The 17,623-nt window shown below is 70.3% G+C and carries 17 protein-coding genes and 1 pseudogene; 7 read left to right on the top strand and 11 right to left on the bottom strand.

The window, feature by feature from the left end; genetic code table 11:
- Positions 1–13: 13 nt before the first annotated feature.
- Complete coding sequence (locus ACFFRH_RS20845) at positions 14–1,891, bottom strand: CheR family methyltransferase (RefSeq protein WP_386158782.1); 1,878 nt, start codon at positions 1,889–1,891, stop codon at positions 14–16.
- A 31-nt stretch (positions 1,892–1,922) separates the two neighbouring features.
- Positions 1,923–2,165, bottom strand: a pseudogene (locus ACFFRH_RS20840) (hypothetical protein); the annotation flags it as partial.
- A 126-nt stretch (positions 2,166–2,291) separates the two neighbouring features.
- Between ACFFRH_RS20840 and ACFFRH_RS20835 the strand changes: the two are divergent.
- The 3 genes from ACFFRH_RS20835 to ACFFRH_RS20825 all read left to right on the top strand — a co-directional run bounded on the left by ACFFRH_RS20835 (position 2,292) and on the right by ACFFRH_RS20825 (position 4,421).
- The gene (locus tag ACFFRH_RS20835) at positions 2,292–3,176 is read left to right on the top strand and encodes an STAS domain-containing protein (protein WP_386158780.1); all 885 of its coding nucleotides are present in this window, start codon (positions 2,292–2,294) and stop codon (positions 3,174–3,176) included.
- Between the two features lie 153 nt (positions 3,177–3,329).
- On the top strand, positions 3,330–3,893 hold the full coding sequence (locus ACFFRH_RS20830) for a hypothetical protein (RefSeq protein WP_386158777.1): 564 nt from the start codon (positions 3,330–3,332) through the stop codon (positions 3,891–3,893).
- A 117-nt stretch (positions 3,894–4,010) separates the two neighbouring features.
- The gene (locus ACFFRH_RS20825) at positions 4,011–4,421 is read left to right on the top strand and encodes a PepSY domain-containing protein (protein WP_344748382.1); all 411 of its coding nucleotides are present in this window, start codon (positions 4,011–4,013) and stop codon (positions 4,419–4,421) included.
- Here the strand turns inward: ACFFRH_RS20825 and ACFFRH_RS20820 are convergent, their stop codons facing one another.
- Positions 4,422–5,114, bottom strand: coding sequence for an HNH endonuclease family protein (locus tag ACFFRH_RS20820; RefSeq protein ID WP_386158773.1), 693 nt, complete (start codon positions 5,112–5,114; stop codon positions 4,422–4,424).
- A gap of 302 nt (positions 5,115–5,416) precedes the next feature.
- Between ACFFRH_RS20820 and ACFFRH_RS20815 the strand changes: the two genes are divergently transcribed.
- Positions 5,417–5,884, top strand: a complete 468-nt coding sequence (locus ACFFRH_RS20815; RefSeq protein WP_344748379.1) for a peptidase inhibitor family I36 protein — start codon at positions 5,417–5,419, stop codon at positions 5,882–5,884.
- Between the two features lie 104 nt (positions 5,885–5,988).
- Here ACFFRH_RS20815 and ACFFRH_RS20810 read toward each other — a convergent pair whose 3' ends face one another.
- The 4 genes from ACFFRH_RS20810 to miaA all read right to left on the bottom strand — a co-directional run bounded on the left by ACFFRH_RS20810 (position 5,989) and on the right by miaA (position 11,528).
- Entirely contained in the window at positions 5,989–6,747 is a 759-nt protein-coding gene (locus tag ACFFRH_RS20810; protein ID WP_344748377.1) for an SDR family NAD(P)-dependent oxidoreductase, read from the bottom strand.
- Between the two features lie 305 nt (positions 6,748–7,052).
- Positions 7,053–9,329, bottom strand: coding sequence for a tetratricopeptide repeat protein (locus ACFFRH_RS20805; RefSeq protein WP_386158769.1), 2,277 nt, complete (start codon positions 9,327–9,329; stop codon positions 7,053–7,055).
- A gap of 414 nt (positions 9,330–9,743) precedes the next feature.
- Entirely contained in the window at positions 9,744–10,550 is an 807-nt protein-coding gene (dapF, locus tag ACFFRH_RS20800) for a diaminopimelate epimerase (protein ID WP_344748358.1), read from the bottom strand.
- A gap of 72 nt (positions 10,551–10,622) precedes the next feature.
- Positions 10,623–11,528, bottom strand: coding sequence for a tRNA (adenosine(37)-N6)-dimethylallyltransferase MiaA (gene miaA, locus ACFFRH_RS20795; RefSeq protein ID WP_344748359.1), 906 nt, complete (start codon positions 11,526–11,528; stop codon positions 10,623–10,625).
- Between the two features lie 74 nt (positions 11,529–11,602).
- On the opposite strand from miaA, the gene ACFFRH_RS20790 reads away from it, so the two are divergent.
- Positions 11,603–11,902, top strand: a complete 300-nt coding sequence (locus tag ACFFRH_RS20790; protein WP_344748360.1) for an antitoxin — start codon at positions 11,603–11,605, stop codon at positions 11,900–11,902.
- Positions 11,903–11,985: 83 nt separating this feature from the next.
- Here the strand turns inward: ACFFRH_RS20790 and ACFFRH_RS20785 are convergent, their stop codons facing one another.
- The 4 genes from ACFFRH_RS20785 to miaB form a co-directional block, all read right to left on the bottom strand.
- Positions 11,986–12,513, bottom strand: coding sequence for a methylated-DNA--[protein]-cysteine S-methyltransferase (locus ACFFRH_RS20785; protein WP_386158765.1), 528 nt, complete (start codon positions 12,511–12,513; stop codon positions 11,986–11,988).
- Positions 12,514–12,654: 141 nt separating this feature from the next.
- A complete protein-coding gene (locus ACFFRH_RS20780; RefSeq protein WP_386158762.1) occupies positions 12,655–13,323 on the bottom strand; it encodes a class III extradiol dioxygenase subunit B-like domain-containing protein in 669 nt (222 codons plus the stop codon).
- A 221-nt stretch (positions 13,324–13,544) separates the two neighbouring features.
- On the bottom strand, positions 13,545–14,075 hold the full coding sequence (locus tag ACFFRH_RS20775; protein ID WP_386158759.1) for a hypothetical protein: 531 nt from the start codon (positions 14,073–14,075) through the stop codon (positions 13,545–13,547).
- Positions 14,076–14,393: 318 nt separating this feature from the next.
- The gene (gene miaB / locus ACFFRH_RS20770; RefSeq protein ID WP_344749860.1) at positions 14,394–15,887 is read right to left on the bottom strand and encodes a tRNA (N6-isopentenyl adenosine(37)-C2)-methylthiotransferase MiaB; all 1,494 of its coding nucleotides are present in this window, start codon (positions 15,885–15,887) and stop codon (positions 14,394–14,396) included.
- 174 nt (positions 15,888–16,061) lie between these two features.
- On the opposite strand from miaB, the gene ACFFRH_RS20765 reads away from it, so the two are divergent.
- Together ACFFRH_RS20765 and ACFFRH_RS20760 are read left to right on the top strand one after the other, a co-directional pair.
- Positions 16,062–16,736: a Uma2 family endonuclease gene (locus tag ACFFRH_RS20765; RefSeq protein WP_386158965.1), complete on the top strand. Its 675-nt coding sequence runs from the start codon at positions 16,062–16,064 to the stop codon at positions 16,734–16,736.
- A gap of 83 nt (positions 16,737–16,819) precedes the next feature.
- Positions 16,820–17,575 (top strand): amino acid ABC transporter ATP-binding protein, encoded by a 756-nt coding sequence (locus ACFFRH_RS20760; RefSeq protein WP_344749858.1) that lies wholly within the window; start codon positions 16,820–16,822, stop codon positions 17,573–17,575.
- The last annotated feature ends 48 nt before the right edge of the window (positions 17,576–17,623 follow it).

Raw genomic sequence — 17,623 nt, 5'->3', positions numbered from 1 at the left:
CGGTGTGGTGGTGCTAGTCCCGCTCCTGCTGGTCCTGCCGGAGGAGGTTCATCACCATGATCACTCCATGGGGTGACATGTCGTCGGCGTGCAGGCGGGAGAACTCGACGTTGAGCCGGGCGGGGCGTCCCCTCCGGTTCACGCCGTCCAGGGTGACGCCGTCGCCGCGGCCGTCTCCCGGCTCGGCCTCCGCCTCCAGCATCCGCTGCGCCCTGGCCAGGAGCTCCCCGACGGGAAGGCCGATGTCGAGGGAGGCCAGCCGGCAGCCGATCGCCTCGTCGGCGCGGAGCCCCCACAGCTCCTCGGCCCCCGGGCTCCAGACCAGCACCCGAAGGTCGGTGTCGACCACGGCCACGGCATCGCCGAGGCTGCGCACCACCGAGGAGACGAGGAGGGTGGCCCGCTTGAGCTCGTCACTGCGGGAGTTGAGGGTGTCGTTGATCTGCTGGAGCTCGTCGTTGGTCGACTGCAGCTCCTCGTTCATCGTCTCCAGCTCCTCGTTGGTCGACTGGAGCTCCTCGTTGGTGGTCTCCAGCTCCTCGTTCGTGGACTGCAGCTCCTCGTTGGTGGTCTCCAGCTCCTCGTTGGTCGACTGCAACTCCTCGTAGGCGTGCTCCAGCTCACGGTTCGTCTGCTCCAGCCGGTCGTGGAGCTGGCGGTAGCGCGTCACGTCGTGGAAGTTGACGCCGACGCCGACCAGCTCGCCGCCCGGTTCCAGGAGCGGGACGACGGCGATGTCGAAGACGCTCGGCTCCGGCGTGTTCGGCCGGTGCCAGGTGACGTCCTGCAGCTCGGTGACGCGCAGGTCCAGCTCCACCTGCTCGATCACCGAGCGGAGCTCGACCGGCCGGTAGGAGACCTCCAGGTCCTGGAACGGCCGCCCGATGTCGCGGGGGTTGAGGTTGAAGAGCAGCTCGGCGCGCGAGTTCGCCAGGGCGAGGTTCCTGGAACGGTCGAGCGCGATCTGGGCGACCGGGCCGGTGGCGAGCGCCGCCGCCTGCAGCACCGTGTGCCTCACGTACGGGCGGGCCCGCGAGACGCCCGCGCCGGGAGACCAGGTGGCGCGGCTGCCCGGCGGCGGCGATCCGATCTTCTTGAACAGCCTCATCCGGAGGTTCACCGGCTCGAACCTGTCGCCGTGGTTCAGCAGCATCTCCGCCTTGCCCAGGAAGAGGTAGCCGGGGTCGGAGAGCGCGAAGTGGAACCGGCGCACGATGCTGAGCTGGGTCTCGCTGTTGAAGTACATCAGCGTGTTGCGGGCCAGCAGGAGGTCGACCCGGGAGATCGGCGCGTCACGTGTGAGATCGTTGCGACCGAAGATCAGCTGGCGTCGCAGGTCGCGCCGGAACCCGAAACCGGCCTCCACCGGCTCGAAGTAGGTCCGGCGCAGTTCCTCCGGCACGTCGGCGAGCTGCCGTTCGCCGTAGACGGCCGCCCGCGCCGTCTGGAGGGCCTTCTGGTCGAGGTCGGTGGCGTATATCTTCACCCGCTCGCGGAACTCGTCCATGCCGAGCTCCTCGGCCAGCACCATCGCGAGACTGTAGGCCTCCTCGCCCGTCGCGCAGCCCGTGCTCCAGATCCGGACCACCTTGCCGGGCCCCTTGCTCGCGAGCAGGCTGGGGATCACGGTCTCGCGGAGCGTCTGCCAGGCGGCCGGATCGCGGAAGAAGGCGGTGACGTTGATCAGCAGGCTGTCGAAGAGCCGGTTGAACTCCTCGGGCTCCATCTCCAGGTAGTCCCGGTATTCACCGTGGTCGCGGAGCTTGAGCGCCTCCAGCCGCCTGCTGATGCGGCGCATGAGGGTGGTGCGTTTGTAACCCGTGAAGTCGAAACCGCGCGTCTCCTTCAACATGAGCAGGAGGTCGTCGAATTCATGTTCGTCGCCGGGCATCACAATGCCAGCCTAGGCCCGTCACCGACCGCTACGTGAGAGCAAGGCTGTCACCGGTGCCGTCGATGCGGCTTTGTAGCATTCTCACGGTCTCCGGTGCCTGTCCGGTCTGGCCGGCGTCCTCCGGCGGCCCGGCCCGGCCGAGGATTCCCGCGAGAGAGCTCCCCGCCCGGGGAGGCAGGTGCGGCACCACCGGGACGGAGGCGGCGAGATCGGCGGGCAGCCGCGTGAGCAGGGCGAGCAGGGCGAGCGGGGCCTCCACGCCACCGGCCGAAGCCGCGACGACCCCATGTTCACGCCCGCTGGAACCTGCCGCTTTTAGCTTCTATCCCGTTGGGTCCCATTCATACTGGGGAACCGTAGGGTTGTCAGCGGGGCCTTTGAAAGACCCTTGAAGGGTATGGCCAATATGGATATGTCGGTGTACGTCGTCCACCAATACGGTGATACGGCACTAGTGGCCGTGATGGGTGAGATAGACGCCTTCAACTACCGGCTACTGGAGTCGGAGCTGGAGTCACTCATGCTCGGCGGCACGCGGCACATCCTCGTGGACGCCGGTGAGCTGCTTTTCTGCGACGTCAGCGGGGCCCGGGCGCTGGAGCGGGTTCACGAGAGCCTCCGCGCGGCCGGAGGAGAGCTGTTCGTCGTCCCCTCCCCGACGGTGGTCCGGCTGTTCACCGTGCTCTGGGGGGCGCAGGAGCCCGAGTACCCCGGCCTGGTCGACACCTTCGGCATGGACGACCTCCCCGAGGTCCCCCCGCTCCCCCGGCGGCACGCCCCGGTCCTGCGGCGCATCGGCGGTGGGCGCCGCACCCACCAGGACGCCCTCCGGCGCGCCAGGGTCCTCGATCCGGGGAAGCCCTCCCCACGGGAGATCGGCACCCTGGAGCCCGCCACCCCCCTCCCGGAGAGCACGACGCCCCTCCCGGAGAACACGACGCCCCAGGAGCGCACCGTCCTCCTCCCCGAGAACACGACGCCCCGGCCCGCGCGGGACGCGGGACATCCGCCCACCGGGCGCGCGGCGCACCCGGCGCTGGAGCGGGCCGCGCGCCTGAGGCGGGAGGCGGCCGCACGCCTGGAGATACTCCACCTCCAGACGCAGACGACCTGCGCGGCGCTGGCCGAGATCCACGACCGGATGGCCACCCTCCAGGCCGAGCTCGACGTCCACATCGCGATGCGGGCCGCGGTGAGGCTGGCCTGCGACGACCACCTCAACCGGTCGAGGGCGGATCGGGCGCGCGAGCTCACCGTCTCCTTCCCTGCCGGATCCGGCTGATTCGCACCGCGGCCGGATCACCGGACGGATGATCAGACGCCCTCGCGATTACCTGTAGCCATGGCGGAAAGCATGTTGTCATGACTTTTCCGCCTCCGGGAAGGAGCGGAACCCCGCCGAGCCGCCTCGACGGCTCCACGAAGGGCAGGCCACATGGCCGACGATCCCGAGATCCATGACAGCCCGGTCCCCCACGACGAACCACAGGACGAGCGTCACACGGCCCGGAGGGAGTGGGGCGAGCGCACTCGCGAGCGCATCGCCCAGGCCGGAGAGCGAGCCGGGCAGGCCGCCGAGCGACGGCACGAACTCGCCCGCGGCAAGACCGCGCCGACATCACCCAAGTCCCCCTCGCCCTCGTCCACCGCGTCCCCGGCGTCCCCGGCGTCGCCGGCGTCCTCCGCGTTCCCGGCGCCACCCTTGTCGCGCGCCGAACGGACGGACCTGACCGACACGCACCTGGGAAAGGCGCGCCTGCGGGCCGATCAGGCCAGGGAGCGCGCGGTGGCCGGATACCGGTCGGCGGCCCAGGCCCACAGGAACGCGGCCGCGAGCCACGACAGGGCCGCGGCGGCGGGAAGCGGGGACCCGGAGACCCACCGGCTCCAGGCGCTGACGCATCGCCGACAGGCCGCCGCCGACGAGCACCGGGCGTCCATGGCCGAGCGGGATGGCCCCGATCCCTGGAAAGGCGACCCCGGACAGACCGGTCCCTGATGCGGCCCGCCGGAAATGACAGCCGGAAACGCGCCGGAATCCGGCGCCGAACCGAACTCGCCTTTGGTTAACGATTCCTTAGCGTGCCCCTAGCGAAGTCTCCGCAAATCTTGGCACATGACACGAATTACCGGGATTACCGGGATTACCAGGATCACCGTCGGAACCCTCGCGACCGCCGCCCTCCTGATCGGCGGGGGCGGCATCGCCCTCGCCGCGCAACCGGACAGTACGGCGATCACCGCCACCGCGGCCGGCACCGGCACGACCGGTGCGACCGTGACCGGCACCACCGGCACGGCCGCCGCGGCACCGGTCACCACCTCGGCGGGCATCTCCTCCCGCAAGGCCGTGCAGATCGCCAAGAAGCGCGTTCCCGGGGCGCGCGTGAGCAAGGTCGAGCGCGAGTGGGAGCACGGCCAGCGAGCCTGGAAGGTCGAGCTGCACAAGGGCGCCTGGGAGTACGACGTCTACGTGTCGGCGAGGACCGGAAAGATCATCAAGCTGAAGCGCGAGTACGACGACTGATCAGCAGGACTTGAGGACGGCCTCCATGGCGTCCTTCTCCCCGGACGTCACCCACAGGTCGTACTTGACCTTCACCTTGATCTGACGCTCGACATAGGGGCACCGGTAGGCGCGGCGCGGCGGCAGCCAGGTCGCCGCGTCTCCGGCGCCCTTCTGGCTGTTCAGCGGCCCGTCCACGGCCAGCAGGTTCAGCGGGTCGTTGGCGAGTTCCTTCCGCTTCGAGGCGGACCACTGCTGGGCGCCCTTCTGCCAGGCGTCCGCGAGCGCGACCACGTGGTCGATCTGCACCGCCATGCTGGTCCGCGTCCCGCGCTCGAACTTGATGGTCTTGCCGCTGTACGGGTCCTCGAGAATTCCGGACTGCACGACGCAGCCGTCCTCGCCCTTCTTGAAGACCTCTTCCTTCAGGTCGCGAATGAGAATGTCGTTGCGGGTGTCACAGCCGTTCTTGTCGACGTCCGACCACGCGGCACCGAATTCGTCGCGGTCGAACCCGGTCATCGAGGCGCGCCCCTTGACCTCGAGTTTCCTCAGATCCTTGAGCGCCTCGGACGCGGACTGCCCTCCACCGGAGGACTGCGTCCCTTCGTCCACGCCACCGCCGGGCACCGGGCCGCAGCCCGCCACCGTGAACGCGATCGTCGCGACGACCACACCTCGTACCAGCGCAGCCCGCACCATGCCACCTCTCACGCGCGTCACTCTCTGAAGCGGCAAATTACCCCAGATACCGTCCTCAATCTTAAAAGCCTCAAGCAGTCTTTGGGGGAACGCGAGAATTTCTGACCCATCAATCCACGTCTTAACGACATCTCTCACGTGACCTGCACAAAGGCCCGCACAGGCGCGCCGTCCGGAGACGAGGAACACGGCTCGTCCGAAAAGCGCGCCCTCGAATATTCACGCAACGCGACTATCGACTACGCAAAGTGATGGTGTTCTAATGACCAGGAGCGCTCACACGTGGTGAGCATTTCACTACGGAGAGGATTCGCATGAGACGGATCTCATCGCGTCGTCCCCACCTCGCACGAACCGTGACCGGGCTGGCCGGCGCCCTGGCCACCCTGCTCCTCGCCTCCGGATCCGGTTCCGCCGCGGCCTCCGCCGCCCCGGCGGCCGAGCGGCGGGCCCCCGCCCCGCCCTCGCGAGTGGTCCAGCTCGCAGCCGACGTCGAGTGCATCTCCAACAGTCTCTGCCTCTACCGCGACTACGGCTTCAACGGGCCGGGGTACAGCATCCCCGCGGGCTACTGGACCGATCTGAACGACGTGCCGATGCCGGGCGGCGTGGGCGGCTCCTCCACCGCCGCGAACAACGTCTCGTCGTGGATCAACAACACCGGCTACTCCGTCCAGCTGATCGACCACGCGGGCGCGGAGCGCATCCTGCCCCCCTACCACTCGCTGGAGGAGTCGCTGGAGACCAACGACAGCGTCGACCTCATCGGCTGGGTTCCCTGACGTCGCCCCTTCCCGCGCTCTCCCCTCCTCCCCGCGCGGCCGCTCGCCGGGCCCCGGGGAGGAGGTCTTCACAACCGCCCGGCCAGGCGACCGGGCCGCCGGGGTCAGGTGATCAGGATCCCGCCGTCGACCGGAATCACCGCGCCGGTGACGTACGAGGCCGCGTCCGAGGCGAGGAAGATCGCGGTGGCGACGAGCTCGGCCGGATCGCCGGGGCGCTTCATCAGCACCCGGTGCTCAAGGTGCCAGGCCAGATAGCCCTCGGCGTACTGGTCGGTCATCTCCGAGGCGAAGAAACCCGGCTCGACGCAGTTGACCCGGATGCCGCGCCGCCCCGTCCACTGCTGGGCGAGATCGCGCGTGAGGCCGACGACCCCCGCCTTGGAAGCGCTGTAGGCGGCCTGCGGCAGCCCGGCGGTCGTCTCGCCCAGGATGCTCCCGACGTTCACGATCGAGGAGCCCGGCCTCATGAGCCTGGCGCAGGCCTGCGCCATCCAGTAGGTGCCGTGCAGGTTGATGTCCACGACCTGCCGGAACTGCTCGGGCGTCTCCTTCAGCGCCGGGACCGCCGAGCCCACCCCCGCATTGTTGATCAGAATGTCCACCGCGCCCAGTTCGGCCACCGCGGCCTCGGCCAGTGCCTGGCAGTCCTCCGGCCTGGTCACGTCGGTGACGAGGGCCACGCATCGCCTGCCGGTCTCCTCGACCAGGGCGCGGGTCTCCTCCAGGCGGTCCTTCCTGCGTGCCCCGATCACGATGTCCGCGCCCGCCTCGGCGAGGCCCCTCGCGAACGCGACCCCCAGTCCCGAGGACGCGCCGGTGACGATCGCGACCTTGCCGTCCAGCCGGAATCGTTCCAGCATCCGGATCCTCCCTCGTCCGCCCAATGCGCCGAATGAGATTCTAGTGACCTCGACGGAAATCGCCCGTGAGGGGCCTCCTCACGGGCGAAACGACGTCCTGCGCGGCCGACGGTCCGGACGGTTCACGGACGGTACGGCTTCCCGGACTCGGAGGGGTTCGGGAGGTCCGGCCTCCTCCCGGAGACCGGACGCCCTCCGAAGAGCGAACGACCTCCGAGAACCGGACGCCCTTCGAAGGCCGGACTTCGAAGGCCGGACGACGCCACGGGCCGCCGGGCGCGGCCGTGGCGAGCGTCCTCCAGCCCCTACAGGCCGTACTCCTTGGTGATCCTCTCGTGCCGCTCCACCTCGACGTCGACGGCCTTGGCCAGGTCGAGCCAGGCCAGCGGGTGCACCCAGCGCTCGGTGGCGTCGTCCAGAAGCGCGTCGAGCTCGACCGGGCTGACGTCCGGCGGGACCGCGATCCAGCCGAACACGCCGGGCAGCGGCTCACCCGAGGTCGGGTGGGTCACGGTGTAGTTGTCGTCGCTGTAGACCCACATCGGCCAGCCACGCTCGGCCATGACGTCGTTGAACTCCGTCCAGTCGGCCTGGCTGGGAGCGGCGCCGTCGAAGAACCAGCTGGTGTAACCACCCGGGCGGAGCATGCTGACCGCGGCGAAGGGCGGGACGAAGTTCTCCTGCTCCTCGGGGCTCTCCGGGATCGGCTCGAGCAGCTGCGGCTCGAAGACGACCAGGTCACCCGCGTTGTACTCCATGCCGGGAGGCTGCGGCAGGGCCAGTCGCGCCGTCGCGGGGCCGGTGCGCACGCTCAGGACCTGGCGCTGGCTGCCGTCGGGGGCGGGAAGGATGATGCGCACCAGGCCCATCTCCTCCTCGATCGGCCCCTCGCTCGACTTCAGCGGCATCCCGATCTTGGCGGCGCCCAGGCGGACGGTCTCCCAGTCTTCGGCGGCCGTCGCCATCACGACCATCCGCCAGACGTCCTGCTGCTCGATCTCTTCCGAGTCGAGGAGGTCGCGCAGGATGCCCGCGCCCTTGGCGTTGTCGCCGAGCTGCTGCACCGCGGCCGACCACAGACGGGCCGCCTCGATGCCGCCGCCCGCGGTGGCCGCCGCCTCGCCCTCGGCCGCCGCCTGCTCCCAGCGCTCCCGCGCGGTGTACAGGCGGCCCAGGGCGAGGTGGCGCTGCGCGGCGGGCAGCCGCTCGGCCACCTGCTCCAGGCGCTCGTCCTGACGGGCCTCGATCAGCAGGCCACTGAGGTACGCCACGTCCTGCGGGTCGGCGTTCTCGATGTCGCCGGACTCGACCAGCATGGTCCAGTAGATGTCGGCACCCCTGGCCGGGTAACCCAGGAAGCCCAGCGTGGTGGTGTGGCGCCGGGTGGCCTCCACGTCACGGCCGGACAGCGGGGCCAGCCAGCCCACCCAGCGCTCCGGGTCGGCGTTGAAGCCGTCGGCGGCGTCGAAGACGCCGACCAGCTCGGCCTCGGAACCCGGGGCCGGAAGCGCGGTGGCCTTGTCGGCGGCGGCGCGCAGCTCGGCGATCCGCTCGGCGACGTCACCGGGGTTCCTGAGCTCGCCGGACGCCGACTCCGCCAGGTCGGCCAGGAGGCGCGCCTGCCAGAGCCCCTGACGTGCGACCGCCAGGTGCCCGGCGACGAGCGCGAGCTCGACCCTGGCGCGGTAGCCGCCCATCATGGCGAAGTAGTCGATCCACTGCTTGAGCACCCGGCCCAGCTGCCAGGTGTTGGTGATCTGCGCCGTTCCGGCGAGTGCGCGGATGGCGTGCGACCACTCCACCCAGACGCGGGGGTGGTCGCCCACCACGTCGAGGTCGGGCAGGGCGTCGACGGACTCCTGCACCCGGTCGAGGGTGGCGAGCACGAGCGCGCGGAGCACTCCCTCGCGGTGCTCCTTGGCCACCGGGTCGTCGGGCTTGAAACCGGTCGCGGCGTCGAGCGCGGTGAGCGCGTCCTCGGTGCGGCCGGCGGCCAGCAGCGCGCGGGCCGAGGCGGCCCCCAGCTCCCAGCTCGCCTCGCGGCCCGCGCCGCCCAGCGCCGCCACCGCGGTCTCGGCGTGCGCGATGGCCTCGTCGACACGGCCCGCGTCGACCAGCGCCGCGACGTAGTGCTCGGCGACGGCGGCGAAGGCGAGCGAGTCAGGCTCGACGTCCAGCGCCGAGAGCGCGGCCAGCCGCTCGGCGGCGTAACCGGGACCGTCGGCGTTCGCCTGCGCGACGGCGAGCGCCACGACGGCACCGGGCACGGCCGGGCACTCTCGTACGTCCTCGCGCTTGGTGAACTCCACCAGTGCCTCGGCGTCGGCGATCGCGACCGTCCCCTGCGCACGGTCGCCGACGCGGCCGATCAGGTGCCAGTAGCGGGCGTAGAACTCCACCCAGGGCAGCCGCAGGTTCTCCGCCTGCTGCGCGATGGCGGGCGCGAGCACGTCGAGCTGCGCGTATCGGCCTTCCAGCGCCTGCGCGGGCACATCTCCGATCGCCATAGCCAGACCGGTGTTACCTGCTTCATGCAGTTGCCGCTGGGTGTCGCCCACCCAGGCCCAGATGTCCACGTCCATGAGACGTCAGTCTGCCAGGTCGGCGAGCATGCCCCAAACGGCTTGACGATCCCGTGCGACCCCGAGGCCTCAGGCTATGGCCCCGCGCACGTGCGGACGAGCGCGATCCCGCCGTACGCGAGCCCCCCGGCGACACCACGGGGGTCATGGAAGATTCACCCGTACGCCCCGGAGCGTGACCTCCGCGGACACGGCCCGGTGGACACGGCCCGGTGAACGCGACGCGGTGGACACGACATGCCCGCGACGACGCCGCGCGGGTCACGGAGGGCCCTCACGGAGGCCCCGGGGTGGCGCGCACGGCAGAGCGTGACCTCACCGGACGCGGCCGGGGAGAAACCGAGATCCCGCGCACGCCTCAGAGCGTGATCCCGCCGGCGCGGCGGGAGAGAAGGCGCGGGTCCCGCGCACGCCTCAGAGCGTGATCTCACCGGACGCGACCAGGACGGCGGGACCCGCCAGGTAGCTGGTGTGCTCGTCGAGGGTGACGGTGAGGGTGCCGCCGAGCACCTCCACCGCCCAGGTGCCGCTCGTCTCACCGGCCAGCCGCGCGGCCGCCACGGCCGAGGCGACCGCGCCGGTGCCGCAGGACCTGGTCTCGCCCGAGCCGCGCTCGAAGACCCGCATGACGACCCGGCGCGGGCCCACCGGATTGAGCAGCTCGATGTTGACCCCGGCCGGGAACACCTCGGGGTCGAACGCGGGCTGGTGGCTCAGGTCGAGCTGGGCCACCGGGTCGCCGATGACGCAGGCCAGATGGGGGTTGCCCATGTTGACGTGAAGACCTTCGTACTCGTGGCCCGCGACGATCGTGCCGCTCTCCCCCAGCACCCGGGGCAGGCCCATGTCGACGGTCACGTCACCCGTCTCCGCGAGCCGCACCCGCTTGACGCCTCCCCTGGTCGCGACGCCGAACTCCCCCGGCGCGGCGAGACCCGTGTCGACCAGGTATCGGGCGAAGAGCCGTACCCCGTTGCCGCACATCTCGGCGATGCCGCCGTCGGCGTTGCGGTAGTCCATGAACCACTCGGCCTCGCCGGCCTGGCCGGACACCTCCGGGCTGAGCTTCGTCCGCGTCACGCGCAGCACGCCGTCCGCGCCGATCCCCGCACGGCGGTCGCACACCGCCGCCACGAGCGTCGCGGGCAACTCCAGCTCACCGTCCGGGTCGGGGAGGATGACGAAGTCGTTCTCGGTGCTGTGTCCCTTCGCGAATCGCATGCGACCAACTCTATCCAGGCACGCCCCCGTCCCCGTCGCCCCGCCCCCGGCCTGCCCACGCTCCGGTGACGGTCAACCGCGAATCGCGGCGAGCGCGCGGCCCAGGAGGTCCGGTTCTCGCTGGGGGAGCCAGATCACCCGGGGATCGCGGCGGAACCACGACTCCTGACGGCGGACGAACCTGCGCGTCGCCCGTATCGTCTCCTGCTTCGCCTCCTCCTCGGTGCACTCACCGCCGAGGAAGCTCAGCACCTGGGCGTACCCGAGGGCGCGGCTGGCCGTACGGCCTCCGGCGAGCCCACGCGCGGCCAGTTCCCTGACCTCGTCCACCAGACCGGCCCGCCACATGTGCTCGACCCGGGCCTCGACCCGTGCGTCCAGCACCTCCCTGGGCACCTCCACCCCCAGCTGGACGCTGTCGTAGACGGCGTCGTACGACGGCATCGTGGCCGAGAACGGCCGCCCGGAGATCTCGATGACCTCCAGGGCCCGGACGATCCTGCGCCCGTTGCCCGGGAGGATGGTCTCGGCGGCCTTCGGGTCGCGCTCGCGGAGCCGCTCGTACAGCGGGCCGGGGCCGTTCAGGTCGAGCTCGGCCTCCAGCCGGGCGCGGACCTCGGGATCGGTGCCGGGAAACTCCAGGTCGTCCAGGGCGGCCCGCACGTACAGCCCGGATCCGCCCACCAGGATCGGCACGATCTCCCTGGCCCGCAGGCCGTCGATGATCGGCCGGGCCAGCGACTGGTACTCGGCCACGCTGGCGGCCTTCGTCACGTCCCAGATGTCCAGGAGGTGGTGTGGCACCCCCCGGCGCTCCGCCACGGAGAGTTTCGCCGTCCCGATGTCCATTCCTCGGTAAAGCTGCATGGAGTCGGTGTTGATCACCTCGCCCCCCAGTTCGAGGGCGAGATCCACGGCCAGGTCGGACTTTCCGGCCGCGGTCGGGCCGACGACGGCGATGACGGGTAGCTGAGGCACGGGGTAAGTCTGCCAAGTCCCCGGGTATGGATGAGAGGCGATGCGTCCTCGCATCGGAATTGGGGGGATTCACCATGTCGATCCTCGACAAGGTCAAGCACATGCTGGGCGGCAGCGCCAAGACCGAAGAACTCGCCAAGCAGGGCATCGACAAGGCGGAACGGATCGCCAAGAAGAGGCTGGGCGGCAAGCACGCCCGGCACATCGACACCGCCGCGCAGAAGGCCAGAGAGATGGCCGACAAGATCGACGAGCCGGACACCAGGCCCCCGGGCACGACACCCGCGCCCGGCCGCGCCACGCCTCCCGGGCGGGACGACAGCACGTCCGGCCCCGGCCAGCCCGGCACCACGCCGCCGCCCTACGGACCGTAGGCGATCGGCGGGGCCGGTTCGGGTCCCGATCCCGGTTCGGGTTCCGATCCCGGTTCGGGCCCTGATCACGGTTCAGGTCCCGGTCAGTCCCAGTCGAGCATCGGCTGCAGGTAGCCCTCCAGGGTGAGCAGCCAGCGCTTCGACTCCACGCCGTCGCCACCGCTGAACCCGCCGAGCCCGTTCCCGGCGACAACCCGATGGCACGGCACGATGACGGGGACCGGGTTGGCTCCCATGATCGATCCGATGGCCCGCGCCGGAACACCCGTCCCGCTGCGGGCCGCCAGCTCCCCGTAGGTCACCACCTTGCCGTACGGGACCGTCTCGTAGAGGGTGCCGAGCACCTTGCGCTGCACCGGCGAGGTCAGCCGCCAGTCCACCGGGACCCCGAAGACCTTCAGCCTGCCCGCGTAGTAGTCGCCCAGCTCGCCGAGCACGGCCGCCGTCATGGCGGGGTCGTCCGTCTCCTCCAGCCCCAGCCGCCCGAGCATGCGGGCCCTGAACCGGGCCGGGTCGCCCCAGCCCACGCTCGCCACCCCGTCCTCGGTCACGGCGACGACCATGTCCCCCAGCCGCGTCGGAACGCTCCCGAACGCCACGCTCCCCGCCATCGGCCTCGTGCCTCCCTCGCGAACTCGCCGAACGCGCCGTCGTCGGCCCCCGGACACCGTCCTCACCCGCCACCGTAGCCACCCCGGCCGGGGATCACTCCTGGCGGGAATCACTCCTGGCGGGATCCGCTCCCGGTGGGATCACTCCGTCCAGCGGGCGGCGAAGTAGCCGACGCCGTAGGGCGCGTCGTCGTAGAGGATCTCACCGCGCAGGGCGCTCCCGCACCCGCCGAGCACCTGCAGGGCCGCGCGACCCGCGACCCACAGCTCGGCGGCCTCGCCGGGGTCGAGCGCCGGAACCTCGGCACGGGCGAGCGCCTCGACGATCGCCCTGTCGTACGGTTTCGCGCGCGGGTCCAGGTATCCGGGGGACTTCTCGGTGAGGCAGGCCGAGCCGTCGGCCATGACGAGCATCGCGACGCGACCGGCCGAGGCCGCCAGGCGCTCGCCCAGGTCCGCGCACTCCTCCGGCGTCGCGCCGAAGGAGATCGCGTGGAATCCCGAGGCGGTCAGGCGCTCTCTCTCGAGAAGCCAGCGACCGACCGTCAGGGACAGCGGCAGGACGGGCTCCCCCTCGCCGCTCCGGACGTCGACGCCCCAGGGCGCGAGGCTCCCGGCGGCGTCCGCGCCGTACGCCATGGTCCGGTCGGCGCCTCCCACCACCACGATCTCGTCGGCTCCGGCGTCTCGCAACGCCCCGACCGCGGCCGCGCAGGCGGTCCTGAGGTCGTCGAGCTCCGAGGCCGCGGTCCCGGCCAGCTCGGGGACCAGCAGCGGGGGATGCGGGCACACGGCCCCGGCGACAAGCACCTCGCCAGACTAACGGAGCCCTGCCTGCAGAGCTCTTTGGCCGGCAGGGCCCTGTCGTCGGCAGAGCCCTTTTCGGGAACCGCCCAGCCACCTCGCGGGCCGTCTCACGACAAGAGGCCGTACGGGATGAGGAACGCGGCGGGGCACGGTGACGCTCTCACCGTGCCCCGCGTGCCGATCATGCCCGGTGGGCCGCTGTCGTGCGGCTCTCCGGGATCGGGTCAGTAGCCGCCGATGGGCCCCTGGGGATGGACGTATCCGGCGGGGTCGTCGGTGCCGGAGTCCTGCGGCCGCTGGTCGCTCTGCGGTCGCTTCGACGGTTTGCTCTTCGACGGGTTTCCGGCGGCCGACTCGGCTCCGGGCTCGCTCTCGTCCGCCCCGCCGGTGCCGGTGCCGGAGCCGGTGCCGCCGCCTCCGGCGGGCGTGTCATCGGCTCCGGAGGCGGTGTCGGCCCCCTTCTCCGGCTTCCGCTTCCCCGCCTGCGGCGGGCTCTGGTCCGGCGCGGGCTCCTGGGACGCCTCCTGGGCGGTGTCCGGTGTCGACGGCACCGCGGGGTCGTCGCCCCCGGCGTTCATGAAGGCGAAGACGGCGCCTCCGCCCACGATGGCGGCGGCGAGGACGGAGGAGACGGCTATGGCCGGGCCGCTCATCCGCTGGGTCTTGCGCCTGCGAGGCTTCTTGGGCTCGTCGGCGGGGCCGGCGAGGATCTCTGGTTCTCCGGGACTGCCCGGAGATGACGGAGGGACGTGCATGAGGAAAAACTCCCTGCGGCTCTCGGGGGGAAACCTCCACGGCTTCCGAGGGTGCCGAACCACAGTAGCCACAGCAGGGAAATGCTCGCACATCAATCACAGATGAATCACGAAATATCCTCTTTTAAGGAACCTGCGGCGCCACCATACGCATACCTGCTGGCAGGGACGGTGGTACGCCGGAATCGCCGTCGCCATCGGGGATTCCAGCGATTCGATCATGGACCTGCGCCACGCGGTGGAGCGCCCGCGAAAAAAGACGCCGGAAGACCCCACCGGGAGAGGAGACCCGGGTGAGATCTTCCGGCGGGGCGCCCCTCAGGAGACGGAGCAGCCCGAGGTCTCGGGGAGCGGGGCGGGACGGCCGATCGAGGGCATGCCGAGCATGACCCCGGAGCCGGCCCCGGCCGGGGCTCCCTGACGGGCCTCCCAGGCGTCGCCCGCGCGGGTGCGGCGGAGCCGCAGCGCGGGACCGTCCGCGACCAGGTGGTGCGGCGCCGCGTACGTGACCTCGGCGCTCACCACGTCACCCGGACGCGGGGTCTCGGCACCGGGGGTGAAGTGCACCAGGCGGTTGTCGGGAGCCCGCCCGGACATGCGGTGGGTCGCCTCGTCCTTGCGGCCCTCGCCCTCGGCGACCAGCACGTCGAGCGTCCGGCCGACCTGTCTCTTGTTCTCCGCCCAGGAGATCTCGGTCTGCAGGGCGACGAGCCGCTCGTAGCGCTCCTGCACGACCTCCTTGGGAACCTGGTCGTCCATGGTCGCGGCGGGGGTGCCGGGCCGGATGGAGTACTGGAACGTGAAGGCGTTGGCGAACCGGGACTCGCGCACCACGTCGAGGGTGCCCTGGAAGTCCTCCTCGGTCTCGCCCGGGAAGCCCACGATGATGTCGGTGGAGATCGCCGCGTCGGGCATGGCCGCGCGGACGCGCTCGATGATGCCCAGGTAGCGCTCGGCCCGGTAGGAGCGGCGCATCGCCTTGAGGACCCGGTCCGAGCCCGACTGCAGCGGCATGTGGAGCTGGTGCATCACGTTGGGCGTCTCGGCCATGGCCGCGATGACGTCGTCGGTGAACGCCGCGGGGTGCGGGCTGGTGAAGCGGACCCGCTCCAGGCCCTCGATGTCGCCGCAGGCCCGCAGCAGCTTGCCGAAGGCGAGCCGGTCGCCGAACTCCACGCCGTAGGTGTTGACGTTCTGGCCGAGGAGGGTGATCTCCAGCACGCCCTGGTCGACCAGGGTCCGAACCTCGTTGAGGACGTCGCCGGGGCGGCGGTCCTTCTCCTTGCCGCGCAGGGCGGGCACGATGCAGAACGTGCAGGTGTTGTTGCACCCCACGGAGACCGACACCCAGGCGGCGTAGGCGGACTCGCGCTTGGTCGGCAGCGTGCTCGGGAAGGTCTCCAGGGATTCCTTGATCTCGACCTGGGCCTCCCGCTGGACGCGCGCCCGCTCCAGCAGCACCGGCAGCGAGCCGATGTTGTGGGTGCCGAACACCACGTCCACCCAGGGCGCCCTGCGGACGATCTCCCCCTGGTCCTTCTGCGCCAGGCAGCCGCCCACGGCGATCTGCATGCCGGGGTTGCCCACCTTCGAGGGGCGCAGGTGGCCGAGGTTGCCGTAGAGCTTGTTGTCGGCGTTCTCCCGTACGGCACAGGTGTTGAACACGACCACGTCGGCCGTCTCCCCCTGGACGGCCGGGACGTATCCGGCGTCCTCCAGGAGGCCCGACAGGCGCTCGGAGTCGTGCACGTTCATCTGGCACCCATAGGTACGGACCTCGTACGTGCGGGCGCTCTCCACGGTGGCAGTCATCTCAACGACAAGGGTAGGCGCTCCGCCGAACCTTCAGGTACGCCCTCGACCCGTCGGACTCGGGGTAATCAATTGGTCACCCAGCGTCAATCATCTCGTTAAGCTGGGGCTCCAAAGCCGCATGCGAGAATTAGGACTCGACCGATCAGCTGAGAGTGGTGAGCCACGGTGGCGATGCTCGTGCAGACCTCGGAGGCCCCGGTGAAGGCCAAGAAGCCCATCAAGAAGCCGCGCAAGAAGCCGCAGAGCACCGCGGTCCCGGCGGCGGGCATCTGGGAGACGCCCGGCGAGCTCAGCGTCGACGAATGGTTCGAGCTCAATTCCCGCGATGACGGCGGTCGCTACGAGCTCATCGACGGGAGCCTCATCGTGTCTCCTGCCCCATCCGCCCAGCATCAGTGGATCGGCGACCGGCTCCGCCGGTTCCTGGAGGACGCCGCCCCCGAGGAGTTGATGGTCGTCACCGGCACCGGACTCCTCCTGGACTCCCGGCCGGGTGTCATTCCGGACGTCATGGTGGTGGAACGGAAACCGATCCGCGACGGCGCCCAGGTCGTCGACCCGGAATGGGCCCACCTCGTCGTGGAGATCGTCTCAAGGTCCACCACGGCCGTGGATCGGATCGTCAAACCGGTGAAGTACGCGGAGGCCGGGATACCCCATTTCTGGCGCGTCGAGATGAAGCCGTTCCGCGGACAGGGCGCCGACGAACTGCCGGTGATCTTCACGTACGCCCTCGACGAGAACGACGGCTACCAGCTCATCCACCGTGTCGCCACCGGCACGACCGTGGACCTGACGGAACCGTTCGCGTTCAGGGTTGACCCCGAGGCTCTGAGCAGGATTTGATGATCGAGGCGTGAGCAGGCCGTGATCTGATCGGTACCGCAGGGTTAGCCCCAGGTGCCCTTTACAGAATTACGTTGTCCACCATGACGGAGAACGGGGACAAGACTCCTCTGGTCGTGCTTGAAGGCGTCAACAAGCACTTCGGCAGCCTGCACGTCCTGCGGGACATCAATCTGACGATCTCCCGCGGTGAGGTCCTCGTCGTCATCGGCCCATCGGGCGGCGGCAAGTCGACCCTCTGCCGGACGATCAACCGGCTTGAGGCCATCGACGAGGGGACCATCACCTTCGACGGGCAGCCGCTCGCGGTGGAGGGCAAGACCCTGGCCAAACTCAGGTCCGAGGTCGGGATGGTGTTCCAGTCCTTCAACCTGTTCGCCCACAAGACGATCCTCGAGAACGTCACCCTCGGGCCGATCAAGGTCCGCGGCATCGCGAAGGGCGACGCGGAGCGGCGGGGGATGGAGTTGCTGGAGCGGGTCGGCATCGGCGCCCAGGCGTCGAAGTATCCCGCGCAGCTCTCGGGAGGCCAGCAGCAACGCGTGGCGATCGCCCGCGCCCTGGCCATGGACCCCAAGATGATCCTGTTCGACGAGCCGACCTCGGCTCTCGACCCGGAGATGGTCCAGGAGGTGCTCGACGTCATGATCGGCCTCGCCCAGGAGGGCATGACGATGATGGTCGTCACCCACGAGATGGGCTTCGCCCGCCGCGCGGCGAACCGCGTGGTGTTCATGGCCGAGGGCCAGATCGTGGAGGAGGACACCCCCGAGGAGTTCTTCACCAACGCCAAGACCAGCCGGGCCAAGGACTTCCTCTCCAAGATCCTCACCCACTGACGGCTCTGCTCATCCCTGATATGTCCCTGACGAAAGACGAGGTAGCAA

Origin of the sequence: Streptosporangium vulgare (assembly GCF_042428775.1) — a bacterium.
Classification (GTDB): Bacteria; Actinomycetota; Actinomycetes; order Streptosporangiales; family Streptosporangiaceae; genus Streptosporangium; species Streptosporangium vulgare.
The sequence above is the reverse complement of the archived record's forward strand: the minus strand, read 5'-3'. Positions and strand labels throughout refer to the sequence as shown.

Bases quoted from the DNA above. Each gene is read 5' to 3' on its own strand.
- ACFFRH_RS20845 (WP_386158782.1), bottom strand. From the start codon at position 1,891: ATGCCCGGCGACGAACATGAATTCGACGACCTCCTGCTCATGTTGAAG.
- ACFFRH_RS20835 (WP_386158780.1), top strand. From the start codon at position 2,292: ATGGCCAATATGGATATGTCGGTGTACGTCGTCCACCAATACGGTGAT.
- ACFFRH_RS20830 (WP_386158777.1), top strand. From the start codon at position 3,330: ATGGCCGACGATCCCGAGATCCATGACAGCCCGGTCCCCCACGACGAA.
- ACFFRH_RS20825 (WP_344748382.1), top strand. From the start codon at position 4,011: ATGACACGAATTACCGGGATTACCGGGATTACCAGGATCACCGTCGGA.
- ACFFRH_RS20815 (WP_344748379.1), top strand. From the start codon at position 5,417: ATGAGACGGATCTCATCGCGTCGTCCCCACCTCGCACGAACCGTGACC.
- ACFFRH_RS20810 (WP_344748377.1), bottom strand. From the start codon at position 6,747: ATGCTGGAACGATTCCGGCTGGACGGCAAGGTCGCGATCGTCACCGGC.
- ACFFRH_RS20805 (WP_386158769.1), bottom strand. From the start codon at position 9,329: ATGGACGTGGACATCTGGGCCTGGGTGGGCGACACCCAGCGGCAACTG.
- dapF (WP_344748358.1), bottom strand. From the start codon at position 10,550: ATGCGATTCGCGAAGGGACACAGCACCGAGAACGACTTCGTCATCCTC.
- ACFFRH_RS20790 (WP_344748360.1), top strand. From the start codon at position 11,603: ATGTCGATCCTCGACAAGGTCAAGCACATGCTGGGCGGCAGCGCCAAG.
- ACFFRH_RS20785 (WP_386158765.1), bottom strand. From the start codon at position 12,513: ATGGCGGGGAGCGTGGCGTTCGGGAGCGTTCCGACGCGGCTGGGGGAC.
- ACFFRH_RS20775 (WP_386158759.1), bottom strand. From the start codon at position 14,075: ATGCACGTCCCTCCGTCATCTCCGGGCAGTCCCGGAGAACCAGAGATC.
- miaB (WP_344749860.1), bottom strand. From the start codon at position 15,887: ATGACTGCCACCGTGGAGAGCGCCCGCACGTACGAGGTCCGTACCTAT.
- ACFFRH_RS20765 (WP_386158965.1), top strand. From the start codon at position 16,062: ATGCTCGTGCAGACCTCGGAGGCCCCGGTGAAGGCCAAGAAGCCCATC.
- ACFFRH_RS20760 (WP_344749858.1), top strand. From the start codon at position 16,820: ATGACGGAGAACGGGGACAAGACTCCTCTGGTCGTGCTTGAAGGCGTC.